The sequence below is a fragment of the Peribacillus sp. SRI_006 genome (genome assembly GCF_057586375.1).
Map to the genome: position 1 here is coordinate 148,695 of NZ_JBYCZT010000010.1, position 18,762 is coordinate 167,456.

The following is an 18,762-nucleotide window of genomic DNA, read 5'->3' on the forward strand; positions in this document are numbered from 1 at the left end:
GGAAGGGATTTATGATGTTTCATGGAAGAAGTATGTAAGGGGGTGGGCATGTTGAATAATTCGTGGAATAAAGTGATTTATAAATTTTGGTCGCCCGTTTATGACAAAATCTTCAACTCTCATCTCTTTTTAGATGCCAGGAAAAGAATGTTTGAAGAGCTGGATTTTCATGATCATGCAAAGGTCCTGTTTGTGGGCGTAGGTACGGGGGCCGATTTGGAGTTAATCAAAAACCTTGACCTTGAGATAACGGCAATAGACCTGTCAGCGGATATGTTAAAAAAAGCGATGGGGAAATTTGATGATGCATCGATCAAGTTCCTCGAGATGGATGCACAGCATATGGAATTCACTAATGAATCGTTTGACTATGTAGTGGGAAGTTTGGTTCTTTCCGTCGTACCTGATGCCAATGAATGTCTTCGGGAAATGATCAGGGTTGTAAAAGGCGAGGGGAAAATAATACTATTCGATAAGTTTATTTCTAAAGATGAACGGCTTTCAGTGCCCAAAAAGCTTCTGAGGCCGATCATTCAATTTTTAGGAACGGATATTGGCTTGAGGTTTGAAGACTTGTTCAGTGGACATGGGGATATTATGGAAATTGAAGAAGATCGGCCGATCATGCTGAATGGAATGTATAGAAAGATAATCATCAGTAAACGGTTATGAGGACATCAGGATACCAGATAGAGCTGAGTGTTGTTTTTGAAAGCTAAACCGGATTCGCTGTAAAGAGCATGTAATATTTGACATGCATGTATAAAACCCATGTCTTCACTAACATGGTTAATGAGCTGATCATCGGGTTATTGAGTAAGAACGGATCATACCATCAGAAGGCAGTTTACATGCATAATTGATACCTTTAAATTCCAGTGAACATTATATAAACAACAAGGTCCAATGGTGTCTGAACGTCATATGTAACGAATTTTTTATGCGGCTGTTACAGAGGCACCGGGCGAAATCAGTATAATTAAATCGTGGGATAAAATGGAAGAGGTGATGGTTTTGTCGGAGACGATTACAACCTATGAAGATCTATTGAACATGCTGGACTCATTATTGCGTGAACCAACTGGATTCTGGAATGGTTTTTATGAAGACCGCACAAAAGGGGTTCCCTTTTTCGAAAATTTCCCTGATGAGAATTTGGTTTCATATTTTGATGGTGGGTTAATTGGGCCAGGAAAGGTTCTTGAGCTTGGATGCGGACCTGGCAGAAATGCCATTTACCTTGCTCAAAAGGGCTGTTCGGTTGATGCGGTGGACCTTTCGAAGGAAGCCCTTGAATGGGGAAAAGAACGGGCAGGAGATAAAAATGTCCAAGTGAACTTCATTCAAAGGAATATATTTGATTTGGATATTGCAAAAGGACAATATGACTTCGTATATGATTCAGGTTGTTTTCACCATATTGCCCCACATCGAAGGATGAATTATTTGGAGATGGTGAAAAAGGCGTTAAGGCCTAAGGGGTTGTATTCGATCACTTGTTTTGTCAAAGGCGGCATATTGGGTGGTGCCGATATTTCAGATTGGGAAGTATATAGGCAAAGAAGCCTTAAAGGCGGTTTAGGTTTTACTGAAGAAAAACTCAGAATGATCTTCAAGGAATTCGAAGTGGTGGAAATACGTAAAATGAGGAAAATAGAACAATCGGATGAAACCTTTGGGGTGCAAGGTTTATGGACGGCTTTATTTATGAAATGAGAAGGAGAAATGGTTTTAAACCGAAGGATCTGGGATCAGGTCCTTTTTTGCGTGGAAATTGTTAACAAAAAATAAAAATGGTAAACTATAACAACACTATAAAGTTTTTGGAACGGGTATTTACAGAATGATAGATGAAGGCTTTTGCTGATCTTTTTTTAAAAAACATGGTTTCAAAAACAGCTGGGAAGGTATATGGAAAGAGGGAGCCATCAGGCATCAGAGAGCATAAGGTTTTAAGTATGGAAGAGGTTGTCTTCTATGCTTGCTTTGTTGATAAATTAGATTTATCGATTGCTTTTTATAAAAACTAAATAGGAGGAGTTTATGCACGTAAATAAAGAATTATATGCCTTTTTATTGGGTGTGGCAGCACAATTGACTGAGGATTGGTACGCATCCTTGAATAAAAGTGATAGTACTGGTGTATATTGCTCAACCGATCCTAAAGTGATAAAAAAACTTAAGCAGCAAAATAATGAATTCCATTTACGTTTCTTTCAGGTTTTTGATACAGAGGAGAGGGAATTCTTTAAGCAGCTTGGTGATTGGATTGAAGCGATCGGTCAGGATGAGCAGCATTTAAACACACCCATCTATTTTATATTGAGGGAGTTTTTCCGTACGCAAGAGCAATACCTGGGTTATATTGACCGGTTTGTGAAATTGCATGGAGATCAATATACACAGGAGGAAATAAACTCCTGGTATCGGATAGTGGTGAAGGTGATCAGTGAAGTGATGGAGAGGTTTACGGAAGCGAATCATAGGTATGCCAATAAAATCATGAAAGCCCAACAGGCAACGATCGATGAATTGAGCACACCCATCATTTCCCTTAAAGATAACACGGCATTGCTTCCCCTGATAGGCGATATTGACACGACGAGGGGCATGTCCTTGCTTGAAAACACCTTACAAAAGTGCGCTGAAAAAAATGTCACCAGACTTTTCATTGACCTATCCGGCGTTCATTCAATAGATAGCGGATCAGCACACCAGCTGTCTCAATTGATTGAATCCTTGCATTTGATCGGAATTCAAACAACCCTTTCAGGACTTCGGCCGGAAATAGCCATGACTGCCGTTAAGCTTCAACTTCCTTTTGATAAAGTGACGATAAAGTCCACTCTTGCCCAAGCGATCAGTACGATAAAATAATACATACATACCCTGGGCTCGGGGATGTTCGTTATACATTTCATCGAGAAGACCTCCATATGGCGGTCTTCTCGTATGTATTAGCCTTCAAAAGGAGCAAGAGCCGGAACCTGCCGGATTTTATTCAATATTGGCAAAGACGGCCAGATCTTCTTTATTGCCAACCACTAAAAGCATATCTTTTTCATGGATATCCTGATCAGGTGACGGTGCTATGATAATTTCTCCATTACTCACGATGGCAATGACGCTGATATTATATTTTGCCCGTAAATCAAGCTCCCTGAGGCTTTTTCCCTTCATGCTCATGGGGAGGATGATTTCCTCGATATTGTATTCTTTAGAAAGCTCGATATAGTTCAGCATGTTAGGGGAAAGGAGCTGGTTCGCGACCCGTTCCCCCATATCCCTCTCAGGATAGATGACCCAGTCGGCACCGACTTTTGTCAGCACCTGACCGTGATTTTTATTAAGTGCCTTGGCAATGACCTTTTTGATCCCAAGTTCTTTTAAAAGCAAGGTAGTTAAAATGCTCGATTGCATGTCATTTCCGATGGCTACGATGACACAATCGAAATTACGGATTCCGATTGACCTCAATGTCTCTTCTTCAGTCGTATCCGCCATGATCGCATGGGTAACGCTCAGCTCCGCACTCTCGACTCTTTCCTCGTTGACATCAATACCCAATACCTCTTGGCCAGCCGTATATAATCTATGGGCCACACTGGTTCCGAATCTGCCTAGACCGATCACGGCATATTGTCGTTTTCCCATCTTTTACACTCCTTCATTTATAATTAACCAATCATGATTTTTCCTTTTGGACGTCGGAAAGAATCTGGTTTGCGCCTCATGGCGATAGCAAAGGCCAAAGTCAAAGGGCCAACACGGCCTGCAAACATCGTGAAAATGATGAGCATCCGGCCGACCGGTGATAATTCCGGGGTCAAACCCATTGAAAGTCCCACGGTGGCGAAAGCTGAAGTGGCTTCGAACAAAATCATCAAGAAATCAGTTCCGCTTTCAGTGATGGTCAGCAGAATGGAGATGATGGAAACCATGAATACACCAATGAACGTAACGGATAATGCTTTAAAGATCGTTTCACTCACGATGCGGTGGCGAAACAAGACCACATCACCCTTACCTTTGATCTGTGACCAAACCGTTCCGGCAATCGTCGCCAATGTCGTCGTTTTAATCCCGCCGCCAGTCGATCCGGGTGATGCCCCAACGAACATCAAGAAAATGATGAGCAGTAATGTAGGCTGAGTTAAATCAGGGATATTCAGCGTGTTGGAGCCTGCCGTCCGTGGTGATACCGATTGAAATAAGGACGACAGCATTTTACCCATGAAAGATAAAGGCTGCAATGTCTTGGCATTGCCGTACTCGAATAAAAAGATTAAAATCGCGCCGGCAATCGTAAGGGTCACGCTAGTCGTCAGAACGATCTTCGTATGTACGGATAAACGATGTGCATTCCGATATTCGTATAGTTCATTCATCACGATAAAGCCTATCCCGCCAAACGTGATGAGGAAGGCGACGGTAAGGGTTACGAATGGATCCGATGCATATGGGGTCAAACTCCTGAATTCCCCCATTAAATCAAAGCCGGCATTATTGAAATTCGAAACGGAATGAAAAACCCCGTAATAGATCGCTTTCCCGGTTGGCATGTCAAAAGAAAAGCGAATCGATAAGATAAGGGCACCCACACCTTCAATGATGGCCGTGAAAATTAACAGCCGTTTCACTAATCTGACTACACCCGCCATGGATAGATTATTTAAGGACTCCTGCAAGAGTAACCTGCCTTTTAAGGAAATCTTTTTCCCTAGAAGGAAAAAGAAAAACGTCGCAAATGACATGAACCCTAAGCCGCCTATCTGAATCAGTGTTAAGATAACCAACTCACCAAAAGTGGTGAAAGTCGATCCCGTATCCACTACGACCAGCCCTGTTACACATGTAGCGGAAGTCGAGGTGAATAAAGCATCCAGAAAAGAAAGGCCATGGCCATTTTCTGTGGAAATCGGCAGGGTCAATAAATAGGCCCCGATAAGTATCAGGATGGCAAAGCCGAGTACAAGTATTTTTGGCGGATCCAATAAATTTTTTGTCATTCTCAAATGATCATCCCTACTGTATGACTTTTAATCAACAATCTCTTTTCGAATCTGTTTAAAGGCATAATAAAAAGACCTGCGAAATCATCGAATAGCTGTATTGCCACTAATAGCGAGCAAAAAAAAGCTTCCGAAATAGGCGGTCTTAAGACCTCCTTCGCTTTAGCCGACGAAGTTAGCTGACGGGTAGGATGGCGAAAGAGCTGATCTCATCCCTTCTGCAAGGCAGAATTAACCCCAAATGATTGGGTCCTCCGTACTCATTTATAATGAGTTTTGGCCGAAATGCATTAAATTGATAAACGTATTCTACTCCCATCATTTAGCAGTTGTAAACCCCTAAATCGTAAAAAAATATTTCTTTAATAAAACTGAAAATTTACGTTTTATTTACATTAAAAAAACGTATTGACAAATATTAGTTGGCACATTATGATAGGTTCGATTAATCCAATTATGATAACCGGCATCGATATACTTTATTCAATAATTTCAAAGCAGAACATGCTATTGCCAATCGAAATTTGTAATAGATATATTATGTTTCTTTTGTAAAAGATAAAGAAAAAAGCAGTACATTATTAGTTAAATTCAATACATTTTATTAAAAAGGCGGGCAATTATGGAGAAGACGTTCAATAGATATGTTATCAATGCTACAGGCAAGGGTGGCCAAACATATTTAACACAATGCCAGGATAAAGATGCACTAAGGAAATGGATAGCCGATCATGAGGATCAAATCATCATGAATGAATTAAGGATAACGGATAAGAAAAAGAATCCGTTTTTAAAACTGTTTTCCCCAAGATAAATCAACTGATTCCAACATTCATAGCGGTATTCAATTATTGTAATCCCTGTGTTCTATCCAGGAACGGTGAGCGAAAAATCCATATCTTGTTTTGCTTTTAAACTCATTATATTTAATGAGTTTTTTTGCGTTATTTAGAGTATTTAACCAGTAATGTGTAAAGAAGAGAAAATTCCATTTCATTTCGATTCGGTTCGTGGCGATTTCAGGTTCCCTGATCATGTTCGCTTTATCCATATGGTTGTCGATGCTTAGTATGAAGACCTCCAAGAGCAGGTGTTATTCCGTTGGTGATGTAGAGATAGAAGCGAAGGGAAAGATGTAATACGACTTAAAGGCACCCTTTAATAAATGTTCATTGGATGAATGTGCGCAATTGGCTGATGAAGTTCAAGATTTGAAAATGGATTTTCGCCATTTCTTCCGCCGTTTGTTCCTCACAGTTCTCCAGCCACTCAGTAATCACCCCTAAAATCGCCGATGTCAGGAAGGCGTGCATATACATGCGGAATGCTTCATCTTTAGCTGCAGGATGCAGGCTGATCAAACGCTCCAACAGTACTTCACCGAAAACCCGTTTTATTTTTTTCGCAAAAGAAGGGTCGCCCTGATCACCAAGAATGGCCCTTAATGCGTGAGCATGTTCACTGATGAATTGAAAAATCGCTATGAAAGGCGGATAAAGTTGCTGTTGATTAAGAGCCAAAAAAGCCTCTTTAGGCAAAATGGCAGTAATTCGGGTTTGAAGTTCATGTAACAATTCCTGCTGTAAGTGATCCATCAATTCATATTTATCTGTGTAGTGCAAATAGAATGTGCCCCGATTAATATTAGCACGCTCTGCGATTTTCTTCACGGATACATGTGAGAACCCCTCTGCTTCAATGAGTGCAATAAAATGATGCTGTATCTGCTTTTTCGTCTTTTGTACCATATCCTCATGAATCGATGCCATGGAATGTCTCCTTCACTGAACATTTTTCCAAATGTGTTGATTGTATTAGACCGAATGCTACCTTAGAATGATGATACACTCAACACCGTGTTAATTAAAGAGGGAGGATGTGTGTGCAATGAAAAAGGCGATTTCCATTGATGGAATTGCTAAGGGTTTTCAGCAGAAGAAGGTCATTCAGCCAATGAGCCTGGATATTGAAAAAAGCGGAATTTTTGGTTTGCTAGGTCCATCCGGATGCGGAAAGACGACCTTGATTAAAATGATTGTCGGATTGATTAAACCCGATGCGGGTAAAGTCACGGTTCTGGATCATGAAGTGCCAAATGAATCCCTGTTAATGGATGTCGGCTATATGGCACAGTCCGATGCTTTATATACAGAATTGACGGGAGCTGAAAACCTCGAATTTTTTGCGAAGCTATACCGTTTTTCGAAAAAGGAACGAAAGGAACGCATTCAATATGCAGCTGAAATCGTACAGCTGACGAATGATTTGAACGTTCGGGTTGCCCATTATTCAGGGGGAATGAAACGCCGTCTTTCACTTGCGGTTGCACTCATCCAAAATCCGGAGATTCTCATATTGGATGAACCGACAGTAGGAATAGACCCTTTGCTGAAACAATCGATTTGGGAGGAACTTGAGCGTTTAAGGAATGAAGATGATAAGACGATCATCATCACGACGCATGTGATGGATGAAGCGGAACGATGCGATAAACTGGCGATGCTGCGTGAAGGTGAAATCATCGCGGCAGGAACCCCTGCAGCTTTAAAAACTCAATTTGCCGCGGAAACGCTTGATGATGTTTTTTTAAGGATTGGAGGCGGCCTAAAATGAGAATTGCCTCTCTTGTTACTCGTATTACCCAGCAGATGCGCCGGGATCGAAGGACGCTCGCTTTATTTTTCCTGGCTCCATTGCTCATTTTAACGCTCATGTATTTTATTTTCGATACAGAGGCAAGTGATTTGAAAATCGTTGTTACAGGCAGTGATGAAACGATCGTTAAAGCATTGAAAAAAGCGGATTTTCAAGTGACGGCTTCTGAGGAATTCTCACAGGAAAAGATGATTGAAAAGGATACGGATGGCTGGCTTCATGTTGAAAATGGGAAAATGAAACTCACACTTTTGAACGACGAACCGACCCGGGCAAAGGCCGTTCAAATGCAAATGATGCAAGGTTTGCAAGGGAATGAAAAAAACACTCCTTCAATTGAGGAGAAATATGTTTACGGAGACGCCAACACAAAGGGGTTTGATACATTCAGTCCGATGCTCGTAAGCTTTTTCGTTTTCTTCTTTGTATTTTTAATAGCGGGGATTGCGCTTTTGAAGGAGCGTACAAGTGGTACGTTGGAACGGCTGCTTGCCACACCGATTAAAAGATACGAAATCGTAGCGGGCTATGTGATCGGATATGGCTTATTTGCTCTAATTCAAACCATAATTGTCGTGTTATATGCTGTCAATGTATTGGATATCGTCCTTGTTGGCTCCATTTGGCTCGTTTTACTGACGAATATACTGGTCGCGCTCGTTGCATTATCCCTTGGTACATTACTATCGAGTTTCGCGACATCCGAATTCCAAATGGTACAATTCATTCCGCTGGTCATCGTGCCGCAAGTCTTCTTTACAGGGATTTTCCCATTGGATGGCATGTCAGACTGGCTCCAAAAAATCGGCAAGGTCATGCCTCTCTATTACGCATCGGATGCCATGAATGGCATTATGTACAAAGGTTTCACTTTCAATGAGGTCTTACTGGATCTGCTCATTCTCCTGGCCTTTGCAGCCGTATTTATCACCATCAATATTATTAGTTTAAAAAAGTACCGTGCACTTTAAAATGAACTTATCATTAAACAAAAAAAGCAGGATTCCCGAACATGGGGAACCGGCTTTTTTGTTTTACCGGAAAAAGGCCGAATTATCCTTCCTATCGGTTGATTTATTCGAAAAAGCCTCCCCCTCGACGGTTTTCTACTGACTGCAGTTTGTTGACGGGTTCTTAAAGTTGTCCTAGGATATAAGCATATGCAATGTTTGGAAAGAAATAGAAGGGGGGAGTTATATGTCTCTAAAATCGGTCATGCTTTCCCTTTTGCTGTCGCAAGCATTGTTTTTGTGCGGTTTGCCTTTTTTCCTTCAGCTCCGATTATATTTGAATCCTTTGGTAATCATCGTTGTCTGGTTTTGTATACTTCTTTTCGTTTCATTTGCGGTACTTTTTTTTCGAGGTGAAACGGTCCGAATTCCGCGCCCTTTGTGGCAGGCTGTATTGTTTGGCTACAGTTTATCATTATTGGTTTTACTGTTCTTTCGACCAGAAGGGCAGGTATATTCGTATAATTTAGTTCCTTTTTCTACGATTCTTTCATATTTATCGAACGATATGAACGGGCTTGTGTCATTTTATAACCTTAGCGCCAATGTGGGGCTGTTCATTCCATTCGGGCTGTATTTGTTGTCCAGAGAAGGGAAAGAGCCCTCCGATAAAAGGAAATTTCTTTATCCATTACTTTCGATTTCGGGCATCGAAATCTGTCAGTTCGTTTTTCGACGCGGAAGTTTGGATGTCGATGACCTTATCCTGAATATGATTGGTGTTTATCTAGGGTACGTTCTGTATCCATTGTTCACGAGGGTGGCAGTGTTCCGTTCTGGAAAAGTAAAAGGATGAGAGGCAGTAAGAATATTTTAAAAGAAAGGATGTTTTTCATGTATAGCACTTTAGAAGAATTATCGAGCCATCCGGTGTTTCATTATTTTGCAGCGATTTCCAAAATCCCGAGAGGATCGGCTAATGAAAAAGCGATCAGTGACTATCTGGTTCACTTTGCTAAGGATAGGGACCTGGAGGTGATCCAGGATGAAGTGCTGAATGTCATCATCAAAAAGCCTGCCACAATTGGATATGAAAGTGCCCCTACCATCATTATCCAGGGGCATATGGATATGGTTTGCGAAAAGAACAAGGGTACGCTTCATGATTTTGAGAAAGATTCGCTTCAATTAAGGATTGTGGGAGACATGTTGTATGCGACGGATACAACATTGGGGGCTGATAATGGAATTGCTGTTGCGTATGCTTTGGCATTATTGGATGCAAATGATATTCCGCATCCCTCCCTTGAAATAATCATAACGACTGAAGAAGAAACGACAATGAACGGTGCACTTGCCGTGGATCCGGCTCACTTCAAGGGAAAAATGATGATCAATATCGATTCGGAGGAAGATGGAAAGCTGCTGGTTAGCTCTGCAGGAGGAATACGCGTGCGGCAGGTCCTGCCAATCGGATGGGAATCGGCTTCAATTGTTGATGCAGTATCTTATAACATCAGGATTAAAGGGTTGAAAGGCGGACACTCCGGTATGTCCATCCATAAGGAAAGAGGGAACTCCAATAAGCTTTTGGGCAGAGTATTACATGAATTAACGGCAGATTTCCCTTGCTACATACAGCAAATAAACGGGGGGCTGAAAGGGAATGCCATTCCTCGTGAAGCAGAGGCGACTGTACTGATTCATGCAGAAGATGTTCAGAAGATAATGGAGAGACTTCAACAATGGGAAAATACTTTTAAAAATGAACTGCAATCTTCCGACCCTGAGGTATTGATCAGGTTTGAAAAGATCGAAACGGTTTCTTCAAATGTTTTTTCCAAAGAGACGTTGACTAAAGCCATTTCCTCCTTACTGGTAATCCCGCATGGCGTTCAAGGAATGAGCATGGGAATAGAAGGATTAGTGGAAAGTTCGACGAATCTAGGGGTCGTTACAACAAATGAAGCGGAAATGATATTCGAAAGTGAAATCAGGAGTTCGATCAAAAGCATCAAATATAATATGGTCACGCAAGCAAAGGCAATTGCCGACATGCTTGGGTGCGAGCTATTGGTTGACGCGGATTATCCGGAATGGCCCTATAATCCTGATTCTAAACTCAAGAAATTATTTGAAGAAACATACAAAGAAAAATATCATGAAGATATTGAAATCATCGCTGTGCATGCAGGGATCGAGTGTGGGGTATTCATAGATAAGATACCAGGGTTGGATACTGTCTCAATCGGACCGGATATATTTTCCGTACATACACCTGAAGAACACTTAAGCATCCCTTCGACCATAAACAACTGGGAATATTTTGTTTACACATTAAAGAGAATGAAGGATTTATAAACAACTGCATGGCTGGGGACAGTTGAAATTCAATAGATTTGGAGACATCCTATCGTTAATCGATTGGATGTCTCTTTTTTCATGGTTAGTAAAGCTGATCGTTGATTGGAACGTAGGGAACACGCTTTCCGCGGGCGGTCTGCCCTCGTGGTCTCCCTTGGCCACGCTTTCCCCGCAAGAGTCTCGAACACCCGCTCCAATCAACTTTGTTTTATTTAGATAGAACCCTAATTGTTTACAAACTAGCTAATATTTGTTTGCCGACAGTCTTTTTTTTGTGGGTTTGTAAAATGGGGCGTTCATTGATTTCCACTCCAGGCACTCGCTTTCCGCGGGCGGTCCGCGAGCCTCCTCGGCTTGCGCCTGCGGGGTCTCCCAGCCACTCTTTTCCCGCAGGAGTCTCGTACCTTACGATCCAATCAACTTTGTGTTTTAAAAGAAAAAACTGCAGGCCGGTCTCATCACGAACCATGTTTGAGACTAGTTTATCCTTTAAGTTTTTCACCTGTAAACCTCATTGGATGGAAGAAATATGCGACACTCCAGCCGAAATACTGTCTAGCCGAGACCCCACAGGCGCTTAGCCGAGGAGGCTTGGCAGACAGTCGGCGGAAAGGGAGCGGATTTCTGGAATCAGCTGGAATGTTTTCTCGAAAAAACTTTAGGCTGGTCTATTCCGAACCAAGTTTAAGACTAGTTTATCCTTAAAGTTTTTTCCTGTAATCCTCATTGGATGGAAGAAATATGCGACACTCCTGCCGAAATACTGTCTAGCCGAGACCCCACAGGCGCTTAAGCCGAGGAGGCTTGGCAGACAGTCGGCGGAAAGGGAGCGAATTTCTGGAATCAGCTGGAATGTTTTCTAGAACAAACTGTAGGCTGATCTCACACCGAATTATGTTTGAGACTAGTTTATCCTTTAAGTTTTTTTCCTGTAATCCTCATTGGATGGAAGAAATATGCGACACTCCTGCCGAAATACTGTCTAGCCGAGACCCCACAGGCTCTTAGCCGAGGAGGCTTGGCAGACAGTCGGCGGAAAGGGAGCGGATTTCTGAAATCAGCTGGAATGTTTTCTCGAAAAAACTTTAGGCTTCTCTTCGGATTTGTCAGCAGTCTGAAAGTAACAGAGGTTTCTTTACAATCGTTATAAAATAAACTATTGTAAAGAAAACCTATCATTCATTCTAAGTTATTGTTCTAAATCATTATGTATAGAGGAAGGTATATGGAAATATGGTTGTAAAGTATAGAATGGTCGTAGAACAAATGGAGAAAGAAATATTAGATGGAAAATATACATTAAATACTAAGTTGCCCACTGAAGAAGAGTTGATGAAGAAGTTCGATGTCAGCAGGAACACCATTAGAAAAGCAATCAACATATTGGTTGAGCAGGGGTATATCTATCAAGTTCAAGGAAGCGGCATATTCCTTAGGGAATTTACCAGACCGGGCTGCATTTCGATGAGGGATATGGGTGGCTTAACCAAAGTGTTTCCAAATGATGAAATGAAAAGTAAAGTGTTGAAATTAGAATTAATAGAAGCCGATGAGGAATTGGCCAAACGAATGAAATGCAATGTAAAAACCAAAATCTATAACCTGAAAAGGGTTAGATACTTAAATGGTCAACCCATTGTAATAGAAGAGTCATTTTTCAATAAAGATATCATTCCGATCATAAATAAAGAAATCGCAAATGGTTCCATTTATGAATATATAGTCGAGGATTTGAAGTTGAATATCGGGTTTGCGGATAAAATCATTTCGTGTGAAAAACTTAATGACGATGATGCTGGGCTTTTGGACTTGCAGCCAGGTGATCCGACTTTAATCGTTGAAAGTACGGTCTTTTTAAAAGCGGGAGCCGTTTTTGATTTATCAATCGAGAAATATAATTACACTTCAGCCAAATTATTAACATTGACTTAAAAAGTGCAGGGAAATTCTTGAATAAGATTATACGGTGTGAATGGGAGATATCGATTCACACCGTTTTTTCTTCATTCATTTCTCTTTTTCCCCAACGATCCCATAAAACAAAATCTTCATAATATCCTCAGTCAAGGCAGGATGCTTTGATAAACCTCTTCCCGTTGGATATATTCATTCATTGCTTTTATATAAAATAAAATCGCTTCATTAGATAAGTTCGGATCAACATATCCTTGTTCCTTCCCCTGGTTAAACAGATCGATAAAGCGGGGCAGGGCCTTTTCTGTATATATTTTTTCCATATAATTGATTCCGGAAGTATATTCCTTCATTTGGTTATCATTCATGGGGAATCAATAATAGTACACCTAGTGCCATGATGATGAAGAATAAATAGCTTTCGAATTTCTTCGCGGGAATTCGCTTATTCATGAACATTCCGAGACCTGTCGCAAGTAATATAGCTGGAATGGAATAAGCGTAAAGAATAAGTGAATCGGCTGTCCAAAGTCCGCCTAGCGCATGACCTGTCACGACCAGGATACCGGATATCAGGAAATGGGCTTGCAATGTTCCGCGGAATCGATCTGGATTCCATCTTCGCAAAGTTCCATAGACGACGACCGGCACCCCGTTAAAGTTATAGGCGCTGCCAAGGGCTCCCGACGCAAAGCCGAACGGCCATACCCAGCCCTTCGAGTTAAGTAATGGTTTATCCACAGCCTGAAAAAGTCTTTGCTTTAGAAGAGAATATCCCCCATATGCAATCAAAAAAACACCCAGTGCAGAAGTAATGATCATAGAAGGTGCGTAATGGAGCAAAGCCAAGCCGGCTGGTATGCCGATCACCGTTGAAGCCGCCAGCCTGATTAATACCGAGCGTTCGATATGCCGCCATCCGCTAACGACGGTTAGTGAAGCGACGGTAAGACCAGCCAATCCAATCAGGGAAACCGAAGTATTAAGCGGAATGTGAAGTAAGGAAAGCAGAGGCATGCTGACAATCGCTTCACCGAACCCGAACATCGTCCGCATCAAGGCGCCGATAAAGACTGCCGCCACCACCAATATGATGCTGCTGATCGTCATTCGTTCACCTCCTAAAAGCACAATAACCCTTCTATAATTATACCATGCCAATCCAGTTTTAGACCGAGGTAACCGCACTTAAAAACGGGTTATTTAAGACCCCTTACACTCTTTTTAAAGCGTTTGATTAACCATTTAATGGAGAGGTACACACCCTTTGTTTTTGTTGTCTATGAGTCCAAAATGAGGCTGGGAAAGCGGGGGTATATCTTGAGGTGTTAATTCAGATGAAACTCCATTAATTTCTACTTTCGCATCAACTAAAACTAAAACAATTAGTCATACTGGAACTTTAGGAGTTTTAGGAGTCCCTATTACAAAATATAAAATCACAGGAAAATATAATTATACTTCTAGTGGTGCTACATCAGCCCTTTCAACTAAAGGAGAAGTAGTCTATCATTATAATCCAACCATCGCTACAGATTTAACTTATTATGGTGGTTATATCAATAATAAAAAATATTACGGAGAGGTAACTTTTTATTATAAAGTTGGAGTAGGATAGCTTGGTATTCTCAGGTAGTATAAAAACTTCTGTAAAAAAATAAATTTTACATATAGTAGGTGATTATATGAAAACTTGGAAGAAAATACTTATTGGTGTAGTATCAATTCTAATAATCTCTATGATAATTGGAATTATAAGCTTTTATTCAATTTAAAGTTTAATCTGATAACCAAAACAATCATACATAAACCATAAAAGTGAAAGACTATAAACCCCTTGGCTACAAGTGGTTTATTTTGGTGTAACTGCGTACAATATCGCTAAGTTTCATCGAAAAAAACAATGAAAATGTAAAATTAATAAAATAGGGGGACATGAAAGGGACAGTAATGGTTTTATTAGGGGAGTTTTCATGTACCCACAAAAACACTAGGCTTTGCCTTTTTCAACAACTTAGTTGGGGACAGTTCTTCCTTATGCTCTTTCTTCTGCCAAAACCTTTAAGTTATGACACTTTCCATTTAGATAAATCAAGTAGTTATTTTCCTGCATAAGAAAAGGCTGAAGTGGAAATACATCAGCCTAAAAAACCCTATATATATTAGCAGTCATATTTAAGGTGTTTACGCACTCATTTTAACAGAATATCCTTTAGCATTTACGAATCAATCTCAGGTCTTTTTTTCATTCAGTTAGTGAATTAATCATAAAAGATTAAATGCATATCACTGTTAGTCCTTGATTTCGCAAAAAATTCTGCTTCATTTCCTCCATCAACAAAGTTACCAATACCCCGGAAAATACCACATTGGCCTCGATCTAAATATCTTACCCCTACATAATCATTATAACTGTCAGGATCATACTCCCATAATTCAACTTTTAACTTACCAGCTGGACCCACGTAAGAATCCCGACAAATCTTATAATCACCACCAGTAGAGGGAAACTGATCACTTTCAGCACCATTAGAAAAAAGGGATTGTTCTCCTAAGTAATCCCAGCCACTTGCAAATGTAGAAGAAGGGAACAACAACGCAGCGACCAATGTCACAGCACTCATTTTAAACATTTTCATGCTCATTCCTCCTCACCCGTTTTGACTTATTATTCTCCATATAATTCTAATCAATATTTTTTATATTATCATCTATCCAAAGATTCACTTTTTCATGAAGCGTTTTTGAAGTTTCCACTACTTCATGCCCAACATATGGAATTAGAGAAAAAGTGAAAATGTGCTCGTCATTCAGTTTTGAAATGTATTTCTGAATCATCTTTAAACTTTTAAGACTTCCCGGATCAAGTAAACGAATTACCTCTGAATCCACCATTTTGTAGAGACGTCTCGATTTCTAATACCAGCAATCAGCAGCATAGTTGCTGCTAAACTAACACTGCAATCCATGGAATAGGCCAATGCTGAAATTCTTTCATTCTCATAAGCTTTGAAACTTAAATGAATCCTTTCCTTCTGAATAATAATTCTCTTCTGGATTACTTCGGCTTCAAAATCCCTTCTAAAAATCGTATTATCATGCCTGTAGTCTCATTTAGAATCCATGGACAAGCCCTCTATACATTCCCTGGAATTGATAGCTGCCATTATTATTTTTTTCCCTATATCCTTTACAGGCTTATGAACACAAAAAACATATTAGGGCTATCCAGGGAATAAAATGAAAGGAATATTTTAAAGGAAAGCGGGGCTGTGCATGTGAAAATCCATGTGGTGAATAGGGGGGATTCTTTGTGGGGAATTTCCCAGCAGTATGGTGTCAGTATCAACCGGATTGTTCGGATCAATGGCCTTGAAAATCCAGATAAGCTGGTGATTGGCCTAGCTCTTTTGATTCCTGAACCTTATCTTCAGTACAGGGTTCAGCAAGGGGATACTCTAAATAATATCGCAAATCAGTTTGGAATTACGGTACAGGAAATCATGCAATCGAATCGCATCACAAATCCTTCCGCTATCTATCCAGGGCAGAGACTAACCATCCCGGTTATTTATCATACCGTAAGGGAACGAGATACCCTTTATGATATAGCGAGACGTTATGGAACGACAGTTCAGGCCATTATGCAGATGAACAGGATTACAGATCCGTCCAATATCCATATCGGACGGATAATGAGGATTCCCCAGAAACCAAAACCCATCATTGAAGTAAATGGTTTTACAAACGTTTACGGGCAAGCCGGTGCGGAACAGGTACGTGAAGTAGCCCATGATTTGACCTACGTAAGTCCATTTGGTTATAGAATGAGGCAAGATGGCAGCTTAGAAATCATAGATGACATCCCGACGATCCGGGCGGCACAGTCGACTGGCGTCATACCCATGATGTGCATAACGAATTTTTCCGCGACGGAAGCGGGAACTCAGCTTGCCCATACGATACTTTCCGATTTAAGTTTAGTGGAAACATTATTAACCAACGTCATAAAAACGATGAAAGATAAAGGATACCGTGGATTGAATATCGATTTTGAAAGTGTAAGACCAGAGGACCGTGATCTCTATAATCGCTTTCTCCAAAGAGCAGTGGAACGATTGCATCCAGAGGGTTACTTTGTGTCATCCTCCCTTGCCCCAAAAACTAGCGCCAATCAAAAGGGGACATTAGTTGAGGCACATGATTATCCAGTTCACGGACGGCTGCTCGACTTCGTGGTGCTGATGACATATGAATGGGGTTACCGAAAGGGGCCGCCGCAGGCAATCTCTCCCATTAATGAAATAAAGCGTGTCCTTGATTATGCCGTAACGGTGATACCAACAAATAAAATCTTCATAGGATTTCAAATTTATGCCAGGGACTGGCTTATTCCTCATGAAGAGGGACAGGAAGCAGAGACTTTCGACATGCAGGAAGCCATCAGGCGAGCCGTCCAATATAATGCAGAAATAAAATATGACGAGACAGCCCAATCCCCTTATTATAGGTACAAAGATGATCAGGGACGCACACATGAAGTTTGGTTTGAGGACGCACGCAGTGCCAAAGCCAAATTCGATCTGGTGAAGACTTACAGGTCAAGGGGTCTCAGTTATTGGGTACTTGGTTATCCGTTCCCCCAGAATTGGGAACTGCTTGGGGATACATTCATTGTACGGAAACTGTAGGGTGTTTTGTTACGGCAAGGTAGATCACATAATTGATAAAGTGATGGGCAGCTTTTTTATAAAGCTGTCTATTTTAGTGATTTCGAAATGCACTACAAGAATTACCGGTTTTTTATGACAACATTTAAAATCGTCTGGAACCTGAGTAGATAAAGGGACTTAATCGAGGACGCCATATCGTGGTCCTTTTCATTTTAATGAGAACTCTTTAAAAACAAGGGCATGGTCATTCAAAAAAGGAAAAGGGCCCCTCATTGTGGAATTAGGAGACTAGAATATTACTTACCGGAGGAACATTTAATGGAATTAACCATCATTAATACGTTTACAGATCAACCTTTTAAAGGAAACCCTGCTGCAGTCTGCCTTCTTACCGGGGAAAGTGACAGCGAGTGGATGCAGCGAATAGCTAAAGAGATTAATATGCCTGTTACCGCTTTTATTCAACCTCATAATGGGGAATGGAAGCTGCGGTGGTTCACACCTTTCATTGAAATCCCGATTTGTGGACATGGGACGCTGGCAAGCTCTTTCTTTTTATGGGATAAAGGATACGTGCCAAGGAATCAGCCGATTGCCTATCAGACGAAAAGCGGGCTTCTCACTGCAAAATTCGTTGATGGGATGGTTCAGTTGGAATTTCCGTCATTAAGGGAGAAGGAGACCACTGCCCCTGATTTACTGATAAAAGCTTTAGGAGTTGTGCCTGCGTATGTTGGGCAAAACAAATGGGATCTTCTAGTCGAAGTTCAATCAGAGGAAGTCGTAAGGAATTTAAAGCCGGATATAGACTCCATTGCCCAATTGCCGGTTAGGGGCGTCATCGTGACGAGTCAATCCGATAACAGTGAATATGATTTCGTTTCACGTTTCTTTTCCCCTGCCCAAGGCCTTGACGAAGATCAAGTAACGGGCTCGGCCCATTGCTGTCTGGGCCCATATTGGAAAAGAAAGCTGGACAAAAGTATTTTTATAGCCTATCAGGCATCGGAAAGAGGCGGACTGCTAAAGGTTGAAGTAACGAAAAACACAGTTAAACTTTCCGGACATGCCGTCACAATATTCGAAGGGAACTTAACCCTTTAATACAGGGGGAAGATTTGAGTGGGTTCCATCTGAATTTTTAAAAGAGTTGATTGGAGCTGGTTTTCGAGACTCCTGCGGGAAAGGCGCTTC

The 18,762-nt window shown here is 41.0% G+C and carries 19 protein-coding genes and 1 riboswitch; of the genes, 12 read left to right on the forward strand and 7 right to left on the reverse strand.

All coding sequences use genetic code 11. The annotated features are described in order from the left end of the window. The first annotated feature begins 51 nt into the window (after positions 1-51). The 4 genes from AC2YHV_RS16145 (at position 52) to AC2YHV_RS16160 (ending at position 2,877) form a co-directional block, all read left to right on the forward strand. Complete coding sequence (locus AC2YHV_RS16145) at positions 52-672, forward strand: class I SAM-dependent methyltransferase (protein ID WP_430024011.1); 621 nt, start codon at positions 52-54, stop codon at positions 670-672. 342 nt (positions 673-1,014) lie between these two features. Continuing rightward, positions 1,015-1,716, forward strand: a complete 702-nt coding sequence (locus AC2YHV_RS16150; RefSeq protein ID WP_487373597.1) for a class I SAM-dependent methyltransferase — start codon at positions 1,015-1,017, stop codon at positions 1,714-1,716. Between the two features lie 134 nt (positions 1,717-1,850). Continuing rightward, a complete protein-coding gene (locus tag AC2YHV_RS16155; RefSeq protein WP_098864685.1) occupies positions 1,851-2,030 on the forward strand; it encodes a hypothetical protein in 180 nt (59 codons plus the stop codon). Positions 2,031-2,043: 13 nt separating this feature from the next. After that, positions 2,044-2,877 carry an STAS domain-containing protein gene (locus tag AC2YHV_RS16160; protein WP_487373598.1) on the forward strand — a complete coding sequence of 278 codons (834 nt, stop codon included), beginning with the start codon at positions 2,044-2,046 and terminating at the stop codon, positions 2,875-2,877. A 120-nt stretch (positions 2,878-2,997) separates the two neighbouring features. Here AC2YHV_RS16160 and AC2YHV_RS16165 read toward each other — a convergent pair whose 3' ends face one another. Continuing rightward, complete coding sequence (locus tag AC2YHV_RS16165) at positions 2,998-3,654, reverse strand: potassium channel family protein (protein ID WP_487373599.1); 657 nt, start codon at positions 3,652-3,654, stop codon at positions 2,998-3,000. A gap of 23 nt (positions 3,655-3,677) precedes the next feature. Continuing rightward, complete coding sequence (locus AC2YHV_RS16170) at positions 3,678-5,009, reverse strand: TrkH family potassium uptake protein (RefSeq protein WP_487373600.1); 1,332 nt, start codon at positions 5,007-5,009, stop codon at positions 3,678-3,680. A gap of 152 nt (positions 5,010-5,161) precedes the next feature. Further along, a riboswitch (cyclic di-AMP (ydaO/yuaA leader) is annotated at positions 5,162-5,304 on the reverse strand. Positions 5,305-5,634: 330 nt separating this feature from the next. On the opposite strand from AC2YHV_RS16170, the gene AC2YHV_RS16175 reads away from it, so the two are divergent. Further along, the gene (locus tag AC2YHV_RS16175; protein ID WP_034310797.1) at positions 5,635-5,826 is read left to right on the forward strand and encodes a hypothetical protein; all 192 of its coding nucleotides are present in this window, start codon (positions 5,635-5,637) and stop codon (positions 5,824-5,826) included. A 355-nt stretch (positions 5,827-6,181) separates the two neighbouring features. On the opposite strand, the gene AC2YHV_RS16180 is transcribed toward AC2YHV_RS16175, so the two are convergent. Further along, on the reverse strand, positions 6,182-6,781 hold the full coding sequence (locus tag AC2YHV_RS16180; RefSeq protein ID WP_063589913.1) for a TetR/AcrR family transcriptional regulator: 600 nt from the start codon (positions 6,779-6,781) through the stop codon (positions 6,182-6,184). A 118-nt stretch (positions 6,782-6,899) separates the two neighbouring features. Between AC2YHV_RS16180 and AC2YHV_RS16185 the strand changes: the two genes are divergently transcribed. The 4 genes from AC2YHV_RS16185 to AC2YHV_RS16200 all read left to right on the forward strand — a co-directional run bounded on the left by AC2YHV_RS16185 (position 6,900) and on the right by AC2YHV_RS16200 (position 10,978). Next, positions 6,900-7,625 carry an ABC transporter ATP-binding protein gene (locus tag AC2YHV_RS16185; protein WP_487373601.1) on the forward strand — a complete coding sequence of 242 codons (726 nt, stop codon included), beginning with the start codon at positions 6,900-6,902 and terminating at the stop codon, positions 7,623-7,625. Next, the gene (locus AC2YHV_RS16190; RefSeq protein WP_487373602.1) at positions 7,622-8,638 is read left to right on the forward strand and encodes an ABC transporter permease; all 1,017 of its coding nucleotides are present in this window, start codon (positions 7,622-7,624) and stop codon (positions 8,636-8,638) included. Before AC2YHV_RS16185 ends, AC2YHV_RS16190 begins: the two co-directional genes overlap by 4 nt. Before the next feature lie 226 nt (positions 8,639-8,864). Beyond that, positions 8,865-9,473, forward strand: a complete 609-nt coding sequence (locus tag AC2YHV_RS16195; RefSeq protein ID WP_187050157.1) for a VanZ family protein — start codon at positions 8,865-8,867, stop codon at positions 9,471-9,473. Positions 9,474-9,511: 38 nt separating this feature from the next. Then, positions 9,512-10,978, forward strand: coding sequence for an aminoacyl-histidine dipeptidase (locus AC2YHV_RS16200; RefSeq protein ID WP_487373603.1), 1,467 nt, complete (start codon positions 9,512-9,514; stop codon positions 10,976-10,978). Between the two features lie 235 nt (positions 10,979-11,213). Here AC2YHV_RS16200 and AC2YHV_RS16205 read toward each other — a convergent pair whose 3' ends face one another. Further along, positions 11,214-11,483 carry a hypothetical protein gene (locus tag AC2YHV_RS16205; RefSeq protein ID WP_328097307.1) on the reverse strand — a complete coding sequence of 90 codons (270 nt, stop codon included), beginning with the start codon at positions 11,481-11,483 and terminating at the stop codon, positions 11,214-11,216. 731 nt (positions 11,484-12,214) lie between these two features. On the opposite strand from AC2YHV_RS16205, the gene AC2YHV_RS16210 reads away from it, so the two are divergent. Next, a complete protein-coding gene (locus AC2YHV_RS16210) occupies positions 12,215-12,913 on the forward strand; it encodes a GntR family transcriptional regulator (protein ID WP_057279099.1) in 699 nt (232 codons plus the stop codon). Between the two features lie 131 nt (positions 12,914-13,044). Here AC2YHV_RS16210 and AC2YHV_RS16215 read toward each other — a convergent pair whose 3' ends face one another. The 3 genes from AC2YHV_RS16215 to AC2YHV_RS16225 form a co-directional block, all read right to left on the reverse strand. Further along, a complete protein-coding gene (locus AC2YHV_RS16215) occupies positions 13,045-13,248 on the reverse strand; it encodes a hypothetical protein (RefSeq protein ID WP_487373604.1) in 204 nt (67 codons plus the stop codon). A gap of 7 nt (positions 13,249-13,255) precedes the next feature. Further along, positions 13,256-14,005 carry a sulfite exporter TauE/SafE family protein gene (locus tag AC2YHV_RS16220; protein ID WP_487373605.1) on the reverse strand — a complete coding sequence of 250 codons (750 nt, stop codon included), beginning with the start codon at positions 14,003-14,005 and terminating at the stop codon, positions 13,256-13,258. A gap of 1,151 nt (positions 14,006-15,156) precedes the next feature. Next, the gene (locus AC2YHV_RS16225; protein ID WP_487373606.1) at positions 15,157-15,534 is read right to left on the reverse strand and encodes a hypothetical protein; all 378 of its coding nucleotides are present in this window, start codon (positions 15,532-15,534) and stop codon (positions 15,157-15,159) included. A 639-nt stretch (positions 15,535-16,173) separates the two neighbouring features. On the opposite strand from AC2YHV_RS16225, the gene AC2YHV_RS16230 reads away from it, so the two are divergent. Next, the gene (locus tag AC2YHV_RS16230; RefSeq protein ID WP_487373607.1) at positions 16,174-17,586 is read left to right on the forward strand and encodes a glycoside hydrolase family 18 protein; all 1,413 of its coding nucleotides are present in this window, start codon (positions 16,174-16,176) and stop codon (positions 17,584-17,586) included. Positions 17,587-17,886: 300 nt separating this feature from the next. Continuing rightward, on the forward strand, positions 17,887-18,672 hold the full coding sequence (locus tag AC2YHV_RS16235) for a PhzF family phenazine biosynthesis protein (protein WP_487373608.1): 786 nt from the start codon (positions 17,887-17,889) through the stop codon (positions 18,670-18,672). Positions 18,673-18,762 lie beyond the last annotated feature (90 nt).